This is a genomic window from Streptomyces sp. NPDC053673 (genome assembly GCF_055585225.1).
Map to the genome: position 1 here is coordinate 451610 of NZ_JBVJKN010000001.1, position 14475 is coordinate 466084.

At 70.1% G+C, this 14475-nt stretch carries 12 protein-coding genes and 1 pseudogene; 12 read left to right on the top strand and 1 reads right to left on the bottom strand.

Annotated elements, in window-relative coordinates; genetic code table 11:
- The first annotated feature begins 84 nt into the window (after window positions 1-84).
- Together ACZ6ZQ_RS01985 and ACZ6ZQ_RS01990 are read left to right on the top strand one after the other, a co-directional pair.
- Window positions 85-1014, top strand: a complete 930-nt coding sequence (locus ACZ6ZQ_RS01985) for an ABC transporter permease (protein WP_469766595.1) — start codon at window positions 85-87, stop codon at window positions 1012-1014.
- On the top strand, window positions 1001-1801 hold the full coding sequence (locus ACZ6ZQ_RS01990; protein ID WP_469766596.1) for an ABC transporter ATP-binding protein: 801 nt from the start codon (window positions 1001-1003) through the stop codon (window positions 1799-1801). Before ACZ6ZQ_RS01985 ends, ACZ6ZQ_RS01990 begins: the two co-directional genes overlap by 14 nt.
- Before the next feature lie 110 nt (window positions 1802-1911).
- On the opposite strand, the pseudogene ACZ6ZQ_RS01995 reads toward ACZ6ZQ_RS01990, so the two are convergent.
- Window positions 1912-2199: pseudogene (locus tag ACZ6ZQ_RS01995) on the bottom strand (MMPL family transporter); the annotation flags it as partial.
- 410 nt (window positions 2200-2609) lie between these two features.
- Between ACZ6ZQ_RS01995 and hpnC the strand changes: the two are divergent.
- The 10 genes from hpnC (at window position 2610) to ACZ6ZQ_RS02045 (ending at window position 14440) form a co-directional block, all read left to right on the top strand.
- A complete protein-coding gene (hpnC, locus tag ACZ6ZQ_RS02000) occupies window positions 2610-3524 on the top strand; it encodes a squalene synthase HpnC (protein WP_469766597.1) in 915 nt (304 codons plus the stop codon).
- A gap of 8 nt (window positions 3525-3532) precedes the next feature.
- On the top strand, window positions 3533-4471 hold the full coding sequence (gene hpnD / locus ACZ6ZQ_RS02005) for a presqualene diphosphate synthase HpnD (RefSeq protein WP_469766598.1): 939 nt from the start codon (window positions 3533-3535) through the stop codon (window positions 4469-4471).
- Complete coding sequence (locus tag ACZ6ZQ_RS02010; protein WP_469766599.1) at window positions 4471-4635, top strand: hypothetical protein; 165 nt, start codon at window positions 4471-4473, stop codon at window positions 4633-4635. The genes hpnD and ACZ6ZQ_RS02010 overlap by 1 nt, the downstream gene beginning before the upstream one ends.
- On the top strand, window positions 4632-6092 hold the full coding sequence (gene hpnE / locus ACZ6ZQ_RS02015) for a hydroxysqualene dehydroxylase HpnE (RefSeq protein ID WP_469766600.1): 1461 nt from the start codon (window positions 4632-4634) through the stop codon (window positions 6090-6092). The genes ACZ6ZQ_RS02010 and hpnE overlap by 4 nt, the downstream gene beginning before the upstream one ends.
- Window positions 6089-7189, top strand: a complete 1101-nt coding sequence (locus tag ACZ6ZQ_RS02020; RefSeq protein ID WP_469766601.1) for a polyprenyl synthetase family protein — start codon at window positions 6089-6091, stop codon at window positions 7187-7189. The genes hpnE and ACZ6ZQ_RS02020 overlap by 4 nt, the downstream gene beginning before the upstream one ends.
- Window positions 7190-7358: 169 nt before the next feature.
- The gene (gene shc, locus ACZ6ZQ_RS02025; protein ID WP_469766602.1) at window positions 7359-9347 is read left to right on the top strand and encodes a squalene--hopene cyclase; all 1989 of its coding nucleotides are present in this window, start codon (window positions 7359-7361) and stop codon (window positions 9345-9347) included.
- Entirely contained in the window at window positions 9348-10004 is a 657-nt protein-coding gene (locus tag ACZ6ZQ_RS02030) for a phosphorylase family protein (protein ID WP_469766603.1), read from the top strand. It abuts the gene before it with no gap.
- A gap of 5 nt (window positions 10005-10009) precedes the next feature.
- The gene (hpnH, locus tag ACZ6ZQ_RS02035; protein WP_469766604.1) at window positions 10010-11032 is read left to right on the top strand and encodes an adenosyl-hopene transferase HpnH; all 1023 of its coding nucleotides are present in this window, start codon (window positions 10010-10012) and stop codon (window positions 11030-11032) included.
- A gap of 74 nt (window positions 11033-11106) precedes the next feature.
- A complete protein-coding gene (gene dxs, locus ACZ6ZQ_RS02040; protein ID WP_469766605.1) occupies window positions 11107-13005 on the top strand; it encodes a 1-deoxy-D-xylulose-5-phosphate synthase in 1899 nt (632 codons plus the stop codon).
- 49 nt (window positions 13006-13054) lie between these two features.
- Entirely contained in the window at window positions 13055-14440 is a 1386-nt protein-coding gene (locus ACZ6ZQ_RS02045) for an aspartate aminotransferase family protein (RefSeq protein WP_469766606.1), read from the top strand.
- Window positions 14441-14475 lie beyond the last annotated feature (35 nt).

Here is a 14475-nt window from a genome sequence, read left to right on the forward strand (position 1 = left end):
GTCTGAGAGCATCGGGCGTACCCGGGTCTGGCCGCCACCTGAGCGCCCATCTGCCGCGCATCTTGAACACGAAAGTTTCAACTTGTGAGTGACACAACCCATGACGGTGCGATCGCGACGAGCGCTCCGCCATCTCCCGACGCCGGACTGACACCGGCGGAGCTGGCCGGCAAGTACGGCCTGTCGGTGAGCGGTGCCCGACCGGGGCTCATCGAGTACGTCCGGCAGCTCTGGGGCCGCCGCCACTTCATCCTGGCCTTCTCCTCGGCGAAGCTCACGGCGCAGTACAGCCAGGCCAAGCTCGGCCAGCTGTGGCAGGTGGCGACCCCGCTGCTCAATGCTTTCGTCTACTACCTGATCTTCGGCCTCATCCTCGACGCCGGACGCGGGATGTCGAAGGAGACGTACATCCCGTTCCTGGTGACGGGTGTGTTCGTCTTCACCTTCACGCAGACGTCGGTGATGGCCGGTGTGCGGGCGATCTCGGGCAACCTGGGCCTGGTGCGCGCCCTGCACTTCCCGCGTGCCTCGCTGCCGGTCTCCTTCGCGCTGCAGCAGCTTCAGCAGCTGCTGTTCTCCATGATCGTGGTGGTGCTCGTCGCGGTCGGGTTCGGAAGCTTTCCGTCGCTCAGCTGGCTGCTGGTGGTCCCGGCGCTGGCCATGCAGTTCGTCTTCAACGTCGGCCTCGCGCTGATCATGGCCCGGCTGGGCAGCAAGACCCCCGACCTCGCCCAGCTGATGCCGTTCGTCATGCGTACCTGGATGTACGGCTCCGGCGTCATGTTCTCCATCAAGGTGATGCTCGCGGACCAGCCGGCCTGGATCGCCGACGTCCTCATGTACAACCCCGCGGCCATCTACATGGATCTCATCCGCTTCGCCGTGATCGACGGGTACGACTCGTCCAACCTGCCCTCGCACGTCTGGCTGGCCGGACTGCTGTGGGCAGTGCTGCTGGGTGTGGCCGGGTTCATTTACTTCTGGAAGGCTGAGGAGCGTTATGGCCGTGGCTGACCACACCAGTGACCTGACCGATGCCCGTGTGCCCACCGTCATCGCCGACGACGTGCACATCGTCTACCGCGTCAGCGGCGGAAGCGGTGGCAAGGGCAGTGCGACCGCCGCGCTGAGCCGGATACTCAAGCGCGAGCGCGGAGAGTCCCGGGGCATCCGCAAGGTGCATGCCGTACGCGGTGTCTCCTTCACCGCCTACCGCGGCGAGGCCATCGGTCTCATCGGCACCAACGGCTCCGGCAAGTCGACCCTGCTGCGCGCCATCGCGGGCCTGCTGCCCACCGAGAGCGGCAAGGTCTACACCGACGGCCAGCCGTCCCTGCTGGGTGTCAACGCGGCGCTCATGGGTGATCTGACCGGCGAGCGCAACGTCATCCTCGGCGGCCTGGCCATGGGCATGTCCCGCGAGGAGGTCCGCGAGCGCTACCAGGAGATCGTCGACTTCTCCGGCATCAACGAGAAGGGTGACTTCATCACCCTGCCGATGCGCACGTACTCCTCCGGTATGGGTGCCAGGCTCCGGTTCGCGATCGCCGCGGCCAAGGACCACGACGTCCTCATGATCGACGAGGCGCTGGCCACCGGTGACCGCAAGTTCCAGATCCGCTCCGAGGAGCGCATCCGCGAGCTCCGGCAGCACGCGGGCACGGTCTTCCTGGTCAGCCACAGCCTGGGCTCGATCAGGGACACCTGTGACCGGGTCCTGTGGCTGGAGAAGGGCGAGCTGCTGATGGACGGCCCGACGGCCGAGGTCCTCAAGGCGTACGAGAAGGAGACCGGGAAGTAGTTCCCGCTCCCGCGGCATCCCGCGGCATCGCTCGGCATACCGCAGCAGAACACGGCCCCCGCCGGATCACTCCGGCGGGAGCCGTGGCTCTTTCGCCAGGTGCGCGGCGCTCAGACAGCGGCGGGAGTACGCGGCTGCTCCGCGGGAGACTCCCGCAGGCCCACCCGCGCATGGACCCTGCGCAGCGCCTTCGGCGCGTACCAGGCCTGGCGCCCCAGCAGCCGCATCGCGGCCGGTACGAGCACCCCGCGCACCGCCACCGCGTCGATGACGATGGCCAGGCCGCTGCCGAGGCCGAACATCTGCAGGAAGGTGATCTCGCTGGTGCCGAACGCGATGAAGCTCACCGCGAGCAGCCCGGCAGCCATGCTCACGATCCGCCCGGGGCGGGACAGCCCTTAGGGCCTGTCGTTCGGATCAGGCCCCAGCCGTGCGGCCGCCCCACGGTGTACGGCGACAGGGGCCGGGTCCCGGGTCGGACGGCCGTCCGTCCGTCGAGCATCCGTCAACTCCTGTGCCTTCTGGTGAGGTTGATCCCGTATCGCATTGTTCTCGTAATGCGCGCAGCACCCCGGGAGGGTCCAGGGCGTTGTACAACGTAAGCTGTACCGGTGCTGATTCATGGCAAGTGGGGCGATACCCCCTAGAGGAATCCCGCTCACCGGGTGGTCATGCCCTCGGGCGGACCGGCGGCGTGTCCGAAATAGGATGTATTGGGTCGGCAGTGTAGAACGGGAGATGTGACGGCAATGACGGAAAATCTCCAGCTCCGCGTGGGTAGTGCCGTCCCCGCACCGGGCAGCCCGCGGTGACGGGTACCCGGCAGGTGCGCCCCGATGCCTCCACGCGCACCACGCTCGACAAGGCCGCCGACGAGAACTTTCCGGTGGCTCCCTTCTTCCTGCCGCGCGCGTGGCGCGACGACCTCATGGCCGTCTACGGATTCGCCCGCCTCGTCGACGACATCGGCGACGGTGACCTGGCCCCCGGCGGCGCCGACGCCGGCCACCTGGGCCTGGACCCCGCACAGACCGACGACCGCCTCCTGATGCTCGACGCCTTCGAGGCCGACCTCCGGCGTGTCTTCTCCGACGGGGCCCCGCGCCACCCGCTGCTGAACGCCCTGGTACCCACCGTGCGCCGTTGCTCCCTCACCCCTGAGCCGTTCCTGGGGCTCATCGAGGCCAACCGCCAGGACCAGCACGTACGCCGCTACGAGACGTACGAGGATCTCGTCGCCTACTGCGAGCTCTCCGCCAACCCCGTCGGGCGGCTCGTCCTCGCGATCACCGGCACCGCGAACCCCGAGCGGATCCGCCGCTCGGACGCCGTCTGCACCGGGCTCCAGATCGTCGAGCACCTCCAGGACGTCGCGGAGGACCTGGAGCGCGACCGCATCTACCTCCCGGCCGAGGACATGAAGCGGTTCCACGTCACCGAGGAGGACCTCGCCGCGCCGACGGGGAGCGAACCGGTGCGCTCCCTCGTCGCGTACGAGTGCGAACGTGCGGGGGCCCTGCTGGATGAAGGCCTCCCGCTCGTGGGTAGCGTCCACGGCAGGCTGAGGGTGCTGCTCGCCGGATTCGTGGGCGGGGGGCGCGCCGCGCTCGCCGCGGTCGCGGCCGCCGGACACGACGTACTCCCCGGACCGCCCAAGCCCACCAAGCCCCAGCTGGTGCGTGAAGTAGGAGCTGTGTTGCGAAAAGCGCCGAGAGAGGGGTGAGCCGGAGCATGGAGGGACACACACAGATGTCCGCGCCGGTGCAGGCCGCGTACAGCTACTGCGAGGCCGTCACAGGACAGCAGGCGCGCAACTTCGCGTACGGCATCCGGCTGCTGCCCGCGGAAAAGCGGCAGGCGATGTCGGCGCTCTACGCGTTCTCCCGGCGGGTCGACGACATCGGCGACGGCACCCTCACCGAGAGCGCCAAGCGGGACCGGCTCGAAGCGACCCGGGAACTGCTCGGCAGGATCTGCGACGACGCGGTGGACGAGGACGACACCGACCCGGTCGCGGTGGCGCTCACGGACGCGGCGCGCCGCTTCCCGATTCCGCTCGACGGACTCGACGAGCTCATCGACGGCGTTCAGATGGACGTCCGTGGCGAGACGTACGAGACGTGGGACGATCTCAAGGCCTACTGCCGGTGTGTCGCGGGGGCCATCGGCCGGCTCTCCCTCGGCGTGTTCGGCACCCTGCCGGGCGCGCGCAGCGCTGAGCGCGCCCCCGAGTACGCCGACACCCTCGGCCTTGCCCTCCAGCTCACCAACATTCTTCGGGACGTCCGCGAGGACGCGAGCAACGGCCGTACGTACCTGCCCGCCGACGACCTCGCCAAGTTCGGCTGTTCGGTGGGCTTCCACCGCGCCGCGCCGCCGTCCGGCGCCGACTTCACCGGCCTCGTCCACTTCGAAGTGCGCCGCGCCCGGGGGCTGTTCGCGGAGGGCTACCGGCTGCTGCCCATGCTGGACCGGCGCAGCGGCGCCTGTGTCGCCGCGATGGCCGGCATCTACCGGCGCCTGCTCGACCGGATCGAGCGCGACCCCGAGGCCGTGCTGCGCGGCCGTGTCTCGCTGCCCGGCCGGGAGAAGGCGTACGTCGCCGTCCGGGGCCTGTCGGGACTCGACGCCCGGCACATCTCCCGGCAGTCCGTCAGGAGGCGCGCCTGATGGGTCACTTCGCCGAGCAGTGCACCAAGCCGCGCAACAGGCCGTACGACGAGCCTTATGACAAGCAGGACAACCCGCGCGCAACCCTCCGCCACGGCGTCGCGTCCCTGACAGCATCGGCCTCCGAAAGCGACTGCATCACACCGGCGGGGGAGGGCTCGTGACGAACGACGACAGGGAATCGCGGCACGCGGTCGTCGTCGGAGGCGGACTCGCCGGCGTCACCGCGGCGCTCCAGCTCGCCGACGCCGGACTGCAGGTCACCCTCGTCGAGAACCGCCCGCGTCTGGGCGGCCTCGCCTTCTCCTTCCGGCGCGGCGACCTGACCGTCGACAACGGGCAGCACGTGTATCTGCGCTGCTGCACCGCCTACCGCTGGTTCCTCGACCGTGTCGACGGCGCCCACCTGGCACCGCTGCAGCCCCGCCTCGACGTACCCGTACTCGACGCCGCGCATCCCCAGGGCCCGCGGCTCGGCCGGCTGCGCCGCACCGCCCTGCCCGTACCGCTGCATCTCGCGGCAAGTCTGGCCACGTACCCGCATCTCTCCCTCGCCGAGCGGGCCGGCGTGGGGCGCGCAGCCCTCGCACTCAAGGGGCTCGACCCCGCCGACCCCGCTCTCGACGGCATCGACTTCGCCACCTGGCTCGGTCGCCACGGCCAGTCGCGGCGCGCCGTCGAGGCCCTCTGGGACCTCGTCGGCCTGGCCACGCTCAACGCCACCGCGCCGAATGCGTCGATGGGCCTGGCCGCGATGGTCTTCAAGACCGGACTGCTCTCCGAGTCCGGCGCCGCCGACATCGGCTGGGCCCATGTCCCGCTCGGCGACCTCCATGACACCCTGGCCCGCAAGGCCCTCGACTCCGCCGGAGTCCGCACCGAACTGCGCACCCGCGTCAGCGCCGTCACCCGCGCCGGCGACGGCCGCTGGAACGTCACGGCGGGTGCCGAGCGGCTCGACGCGGACGCCGTCGTCCTCGCCGTACCGCAGCGCGAGACCCACGCCCTGCTGCCCGACGGCGCCATCGACGAGCCCGACCGGCTGCTCGACATCGGCACCGCGCCGATCCTCAACGTCCATGTGATCTATGACCGCACGGTGCTGCGCCGCCCGTTCTTCGCGGCGCTCGGCACCCCCGTCCAGTGGGTCTTCGACCGCACCCACGCCTCAGGGCTCCTGAGGGGCGGGCCCGAAGGGCCCTCGAGCAAGGGCGGTGGTGGGCTGGGGGTACCTCCCAGCGGTAGCTGGGGGAGGGCGGGACAGTATCTGGCCCTGTCCCAGTCGGCCGCCGACGACGAGATCGACACCCCCGTCGCCGAGCTGCGCGAGCGCTACCTCCCGGAGCTGGAGCGGCTGTTGCCCGCGGCCCGCGGCGCGGAGGTACGGGATTTCTTCGTCACCCGGGAGCGCACCGCCACGTTCGCCCCCACCCCCGGCGTCGGCAGGCTCCGGCCGGCCGCGCGCACCCGTGCACCCGGCCTGTACCTGGCCGGATCGTGGACCGCCACCGGCTGGCCCGCGACCATGGAGGGCGCCGTGCGCAGCGGTTTCAGCGCCGCAGGCGCCGCGCTCACCGCCCTCGGCCGCCCCCATGAACATCCGCTCAAGGAGGCGGCATGAGAGTCAAGCCTGGAACCAGAGGAGAGAAAGTGCCGACTGCGCCCTCGGCGAACCCGGCTGTCGACACCGCGGACGTGACCGCGCTGCTCGAGCGCGGGCGGACCATGTCCACCCCGGTGCTGCGCGCTGCCGTGGACCGGCTCGCGCCGCCCATGGACACTGTCGCCGCCTACCACTTCGGCTGGATCGACGCCCAAGGCCGCCCCGCCGACGGCGACGGCGGCAAGGCCGTACGCCCCGCGCTGGCCCTGATCTCCGCGGAGGCGGCCGGTGCCGCGCCCGAGGTCGGCATCCCCGGCGCCGTCGCGGTGGAGCTGGTGCACAACTTCTCGCTGCTCCACGACGACCTGATGGACGGCGACGAGCAGCGCCGGCACCGCGACACCGTCTGGAAGGTGCACGGCCCCGCCCAGGCCATCCTCGTCGGCGACGCGCTGTTCGCGCTGGCCAACGAGATCCTGCTGGAGCTCGGCACGGTGGAGGCGGGCCGGGCGACCCGCCGGCTCACCACCGCGACCCGCAAGCTCATCGACGGCCAGGCGCAGGACATCTCCTACGAGCACCGCGAGCGGGTCACCGTCGAGGAGTGCCTGGAGATGGAGGGCAACAAGACGGGTGCGCTGCTCGCCTGCGCCGTGTCCATCGGCGCGGTGCTCGGCGGGGCCGACGACCGCACCGCCGACGCCCTGGAGGCGTACGGATACCACCTCGGGCTCGCCTTCCAGGCCGTCGACGATCTGCTCGGCATCTGGGGCGACCCGGAGGCCACCGGCAAGCAGACCTGGAGCGATCTGCGCCAGCGCAAGAAGTCCCTGCCGGTCGTCGCCGCGCTGGCCGCGGGCGGACCGGCCTCCGAGCGCCTCGGCGAACTGCTCGCGGCCGATGCCAAGAGCAGCGAGTTCGACAGCTTCTCCGAGGCGGAGTTCGCCACCCGGGCGGCCCTGATCGAGGAGGCGGGCGGCCGCGAGTGGACCTCTCAGGAGGCCCGCAGGCAGCACGGAACGGCGATCGCGGCGCTGGACCGCGTCGAGATGCCCGAGCGCGTGCGGGCGCAGCTCGTCGCCCTTGCCGACTTCGTCGTCGTACGCAAGAGATGATCGCAGTCCTACGGGCAGATGATCACGGTTCGTACGGAACAGTTGGTCACGTGACGGAGATGATCACGATCAACCGCATATGAGCTCGCAGTCGCCGGCCGGTGCCACTCGCGGCACCGGCCGACGGCAGACCCGAAAGCAGCACATCCGACTGCACGAAGGGGAAGCCATGACAGCGACGACCGACGGAAGCGCAGGGGCTTCGGAACCCCCCGCAGCCGCGGCCAGCGAAACGACCGACACCCGTCCCGACCCGACCGACCCCCACACAGCCGCCGAACACGCGGCGCGGCGGTCCGTCGAGTATCTGCTCGGCAAACAGGACGCCGAGGGTTGGTGGAAGGCCGATCTCGAGACCAATGTCACCATGGATGCCGAGGATCTGCTGCTCCGTCAGTTCCTCGGCATCCAGGACGAGAAGACCACCCACGCGGCAGCCCTGTTCATCCGGGGCGAGCAGCGCGAGGACGGCACCTGGGCCACCTTCTACGGCGGTCCCGGGGAACTCTCCACCACCATCGAGGCATATGTCGCCCTGCGCCTCGCGGGCGACCGGCCGGACGACCCGCACATGGCGCGCGCCGCGAGCTGGATCCGCGCGCAGGGCGGCATCGCCGCCGGCCGCGTCTTCACCCGCATCTGGCTCGCGCTCTTCGGCTGGTGGAAATGGGAAGACCTGCCGGAACTTCCGCCTGAGCTGATCTATCTGCCCTCGTGGTTCCCGCTCAACATCTACGACTTCGGCTGCTGGGCGCGGCAGACCATCGTGCCGCTCACCATCGTCTCCGCCAAGCGCCCGGTCCGTCCCGCCCCGTTCCCGCTCGACGAGCTGCACACCGACCGGCACCGCCCCAACCCCCCGCGGCCCCTTGCCCCCGCGGCGAGCTGGGACGGCGTCTTCCAGCGCCTCGACAAGGCGATGCACCGCTATCACAAGGTCGCGCTGCGCCCGCTGCGCCGCGCGGCCATGAGCAGCGCGGCGCGCTGGATCATCGAGCGGCAGGAGAACGACGGCTGCTGGGGCGGGATCCAGCCCCCCGCCGTCTACTCGGTGATCGCCCTGCATCTGCTCGGCTACGACCTCCAGCACCCGGTGCTGCGCGCGGGCCTGGACTCACTGGACCGGTTCGCCGTATGGCGCGAGGACGGCGCGCGGATGATCGAGGCCTGTCAGTCACCGGTCTGGGACACCTGCCTCGCCACCATCGCGCTCGCCGACGCGGGACTGCCCGCCGACCACCCCGCGCTGGTCAAGGCCGCCGACTGGATGCTCGCCGAGGAGATCGTCCGGCCCGGCGACTGGGCCGTTCGCAAACCACGGCTCGCCCCGGGCGGCTGGGCGTTCGAGTTCCACAACGACAACTACCCCGACATCGACGACACCGCCGAGGTCATCCTGGCGCTGCGCCGGGTGAGGCACCCCGACCCGTCGCGGGTCGAGGCCGCGATCGCGCGCGGTGGCCGCTGGACCCTCGGGATGCAGTCGAAGAACGGCGCCTGGGCGGCCTTCGACGCCGACAACACCAGCCCGTTCCCCAACCGGCTGCCGTTCTGCGACTTCGGCGAGGTCATCGACCCGCCGTCCGCCGACGTCACCGCGCACGTCGTCGAGATGCTGGCCCACGAGGGCCGGGCCCACCACCCGAGCACCCGCCGCGGCATCGAGTGGCTGCTCGCCGAACAGGAACCGAACGGAGCCTGGTTCGGGCGCTGGGGCGTCAACTACATCTACGGCACGGGGTCGGTCGTTCCGGCGCTGACCGCGGCCGGGCTGCCCGCCTCGCACCCGGCGATCCGGCGCGCCGTCAGCTGGCTCGAATCCGTCCAGAACGACGACGGAGGCTGGGGCGAGGACCTGCGCTCGTACCGAGAGGCGACGTGGATCGGCCACGGTTCCTCCACCGCCTCGCAGACTGCGTGGGCGCTGCTGGCCCTGCTCGCGGCGGGGGAGCGGGACGGCAAGGCGGTCGAGCGGGGCATCGCCTTCCTCACCGGGACGCAGGGCCCGGACGGCTCGTGGGACGAGCCGTACTTCACCGGCACGGGCTTCCCGTGGGACTTCTCCATCAACTACCACCTGTACCGGCAGGTCTTCCCGCTCACCGCGCTCGGCCGCTATCTGCACGGGGAACCGTTCGCCGGCCGGAACGGGGGCTGAATGGACGCTTCCACGGAGCCGTCCGGCTCCGCGGCGCCGCCGCTGCTGATCGCCTGTGCGCTCGGCATCGAGCGTCTCGCCCTGCGCGGGGCCGGCCGCGGCGGCGCACCGGGCCCGGTGACCGTACTCCGTACGGGCATCGGCCCGAAGAACGCGCAACGTGCCCTCGAACGCATGCTCCGAGAAGAGCACACGCGCGACGCGGCGGTCGTCGCGTCCGGCTTCTGCGCCGGACTCGCCGCGGGTATGCACCCGGGCGATGTGGTCGTGGCCGACGAGACCCGAGGCCCCTGGGGCGTCTCGCCCTGCACCGGTACGGAGACGCTCGTGCGGGCGCTGGCCCTGGCAGTGCCCGGACGGACCGTCCACACCGGCCCGCTGACCGGTTCCGACCATGTCGTTCGCGGCCCGGAGCGGGCCGAGCTGGCCGCGACCGGAGCGATCGCAGTGGACATGGAGTCCGCCGCGACGCTCCACAGCGCGCTGACCGCGGGACCCCGCCCGGTTGCGGCCGTCCGGGTGGTCGTGGACGCTCCTGAGCATGAGCTGGTCCGTATCGGCACGGTGCGCGGTGGAATATCGGCTTTCCGGGTTCTCCGCGCCGTCCTTCCGGCTTTCTACGAATGGCACCGTTCTTTGCTGCTCCCCAGGAGGTGAGCTAGATGGCCATGCCGCTCCGTCAGACCATCAGGGTCGGGACCTACCTCTTTGAACAGAAGCTCCGCAGGCGTGAGAAGTTTCCGCTGATCGTGGAGCTGGAGCCGTTGTTCGCGTGCAATCTGAAGTGCGAGGGCTGCGGGAAGATCCAGCACCCGGCCGGAATCCTCAAGCAGCGCATGCCGGTCGCTCAGGCGGTCGGCGCGGTTCTGGAGTCCGGTGCCCCGATGGTCTCGATCGCGGGCGGCGAGCCGTTGATGCATCCTCAGATCGACGAGATCGTCCGGCAGTTGGTGGCGCGTAAGAAATACGTCTTTCTCTGCACCAATGCGATGCTGCTGCGGAAGAAGATGGACGATTTCACTCCGTCGCCGTTCTTCGCGTTCGCCGTCCATATCGACGGGCTGCGCGAGCGCCATGACGAGTCGGTCGCCAAGGAGGGTGTGTTCGACGAAGCGGTGGAGGCGATCAAGGAGGCCAAGCGGCGCGGCTTCCGGGTCACCACGAATTCCACCTTCTTCAACACCGACACCCCGCAGACCGTCATCGAGGTGCTGAACTACCTCAACGACGACCTCAAGGTCGACGAGATGATGATCTCGCCCGCGTACGCCTATGAGAAGGCGCCCGACCAGGAGCACTTCCTCGGCGTCGAGCAGACTCGCGAGCTGTTCAGGAAGGCCTTCGCCGGCGGCAACCGGCGGCGCTGGCGGCTGAACCACTCGCCCCTCTTCCTGGACTTCCTGGAAGGCAAGGTCGACTTCCCGTGCACCGCATGGGCGATCCCCAACTACTCGCTCTTCGGCTGGCAGCGGCCCTGCTATCTGATGAGCGACGGGTACGTGCCCACGTACAAGGAGCTCGTCGAGGAGACCGACTGGAACAAGTACGGCCGCGGAAAGGACCCGCGCTGCGCCAACTGCATGGCGCACTGCGGTTACGAGCCGACCGCAGTCCTCGCCACCATGGGCTCCCTCAAGGAGTCGCTGCGCGCGGCACGGGACACGGTCTCCGGAAACCACGGGTGAGTGGAGGCGGCGAGGACGGCCCCGTGCCCTCCCCGCCGCCATCCGGTTCAACAGATCAGAGAGGGGGCCCGAACGTGACACTTCTGGAGCACATCCGGGGGCCGCGTGATCTCAAGGCGCTGTCAGAAGCGGAACTCGACGAACTGGCCGAGGACATCAGGGACTTCCTGATCCATGCCGTGGCCAGAACCGGTGGCCATCTGGGACCCAATCTCGGGGTGGTGGAGCTCTCCATCGCCCTGCACCGGGTCTTCGACTCGCCCGTCGACCGCATCCTCTGGGACACCGGCCACCAGAGCTACGTCCACAAACTCCTCACCGGCCGGCAGGACTTCTCCAAGCTGCGCGGCAAGGGCGGTCTGTCCGGCTACCCCTCCCGCGAGGAGTCCGAGCACGACGTCATCGAGAACTCGCACGCCTCCACCGTCCTCGGCTGGGCGGACGGCCTCGCCAAGGCCAACGAGGTGCTGAGGAAGGACGACCACGTCGTCGCGGTCATCGGTGACGGCGCGCTCACCGGCGGCATGGCCTGGGAGGCCCTCAACAACATCGCCGCCGCCAAGGACCGCCCGCTGATCATCGTCGTCAACGACAACGAGCGCTCCTACGCCCCGACGATAGGGGGCCTCGCCAACCACCTCGCCACGCTCCGCACCACCGACGGCTACGAGCGCTTCCTCGCCTGGGGCAAGGACGTGCTCCAGCACACTCCCGTGGTCGGAAAGCAGCTGTACGAATCGCTGCACGGCGCCAAGAAGGGCTTCAAGGATGCTTTCGCACCGCAGGGCATGTTCGAGGACCTGGGGCTGAAGTACGTCGGCCCCATCGACGGCCATGACATCGCCGCCGTCGAGTCGGCGCTGCGCCGCGCGAAACGTTTCCACGGGCCCGTCCTGGTGCACTGCCTCACCGAGAAGGGCCGCGGCTACCAGCACGCGGAGCGGGACGAGGCCGACCGCTTCCACACCGTCGGGGTGATGGACCCGCTGACCTGCGAACCACTGACGCCGGCGGCCGGCCCGTCATGGACCTCGGTGTTCGGGGACGAGATCGCGGCGATCGGCGCCGAACGGCCCGACGTCGTGGCGATCACCGCGGCCATGCTCCACCCCGTCGGGCTGACGAAGTTCGCCGAACGCTTCCCCGACCGGGTCTGGGACGTGGGCATCGCCGAACAGCACGCGGTCGTCTCCGCCGCCGGACTCGCCACCGGCGGTCTGCACCCCGTCGTCGCCGTCTACGCCACGTTTCTCAACCGCGCCTTCGACCAGCTCCTGATGGACGTCGCCCTGCACCGGTGCGGAGTCACGTTCGTCCTGGACCGGGCCGGGGTCACCGGAGTCGACGGGCCCTCCCACAACGGGATGTGGGACATGTCCGTGCTCCAGGTCGTACCCGGGCTCAGGATCGCCGCCCCGCGCGACGCCGTCCAGCTGCGGACCCAGCTGCGCGAGGCCGTGGACGTGTCCGACGCGCCGACCGTGCTGCGCTTTCCCAAGGAGTCGGTGGGGGAGCCGCTGCCCGCCCTGGACCGCGTCGGCGGGATGGACGTACTGCACCGGAGCGACGACGCCGAGGTGCTGCTCGTCTCGGTCGGCGTGCTCGCTTCCGTCTGCCTGCAGGCCGCCGGTCTGCTGGAGGACCGCGGAGTGCGCTGCACCGTCGTCGACCCGCGCTGGGTCAAGCCGGTGGACGAGCAGCTCGCCCCGCTCGCCGAGCGGCACCGCCTGGTCGCGGTCGTCGAGGACAGCAGCCGGACCGGCGGGGTCGGTTCGGCCGTCGGCCAGGCGCTGCGGGACGCCGGAGCCGACGTACCGCTGCGGACCTTCGGCATCCCCGAGCAGTTCCTCGCCCACGCGAAGCGCGGCGAGGTGCTGGCCGACATCGGGCTGACGCCGGCGGAGATCGCGGGGCGGATCAGCGCGGCCCTGGCACGCCGCGAGGTGACCGTGCAGCCGCGGGAGCAGCTGTGAGCACGGATGCCGAGTCGCACGGACACCGAAGAGTACGGGAGCACGGACGATGAGCAAGGAGTTCGATCTCGGGCGGCTGCTCGCGGAGCGCGGCCGCGAACGGTACGAGCTGCATACGAGACATCTCAACCATCAACTGCCCCGGATGCTGCACACCATCGGCTTCGACAAGGTGTACGAGCGCGGTGAGGGCGCGTACTTCTGGGACGAGGACGGCAACGACTACCTCGACATGCTCGCCGGCTTCGGGGTGCTGGGCCTCGGCCGGCACCACCCGGTGGTCCGCAAGGCGCTGCACGACGTCCTCGACGCCTCGCTCGCCGATCTCACCCGCTTCGACTGCCCGCCGTTGCCGGGACTTCTCGCCGAGAAGCTGCTGGCTCACACCCCTCATCTGGACCGGGTGTTCTTCGGCAACAGCGGCACGGAAGCGGTGGAGACGGCGCTGAAGTTCGCCCGCTACGCGACCGGGAAACCGCGGATCGTCTACTGCAGGCACGCCTTCCACGGGCTGACCACCGGTTCGCTCTCGGTCAACGGCGAGGCGGGCTTCCGGGACGGCTTCGCCCCGCTGCTTCCCGACACCGCGATCGGGCTGGGCGATCTCGACGCGCTGGAGCGGGAGCTGAAGCGCGGCGACGTGGCGGGCTTCGTCGTGGAACCCATCCAGGGCAAGGGCGTGCACGAGGCACCGCCGGGATTCCTGTACGCGGCCCAGGAACTGCTGCACCGCCACAAGGCGCTGCTGATCGCCGACGAGGTGCAGACGGGGCTCGGCAGGACCGGCGACTTCTACGCGTACCAGCACGAGGACGGCGTCGAGCCGGACCTGGTGTGTGTCGCGAAGGCGCTGTCGGGCGGCTATGTGCCGGTCGGCGCGACCCTCGGCAAGGACTGGATCTTCAAGAAGGTCTACTCGTCGATGGACCGGGTGCTGGTGCACTCGGCGAGCTTCGGCTCCAACGCCCAGGCCATGGCGGCCGGGCTCGCCGTCCTCTCCGTGATCGAGGACGAGCAGATCGTCGCGAACGCACGGGTGACCGGAGAGCTGCTGCGGACGCGGCTCGCGGCGCTCGTCGACCGCTACGAGCTGCTGCAGGACGTCCGGGGGCGCGGACTGATGATCGGGATCGAATTCGGACGGCCGTCCTCCCTGAAGCTGCGCAGCCGCTGGACGGTGCTGCAGGCGGCCCGCAAGGGACTCTTCGCGCAGATGGTCGTCGTGCCACTGTTGCAGAGGCACCGGATCCTCACCCAGGTCTCCGGCGACCAGCTGGAAGTGATCAAGCTGATTCCGCCGCTGATCATCGGTGAGCAGGAGGTCGACCGGTTCGTCGAGGCCTTCAGTGCCGTGATGGACGATGCGCACGGCGGGAGCGGGCTGATGTGGGACTTCGGCAAGACCCTCGTCAAGCAGGCCGTGGCCAACCGCTGAGCTCTTTTGCCTCTGGGGCAAGAAATTTGCCCCAG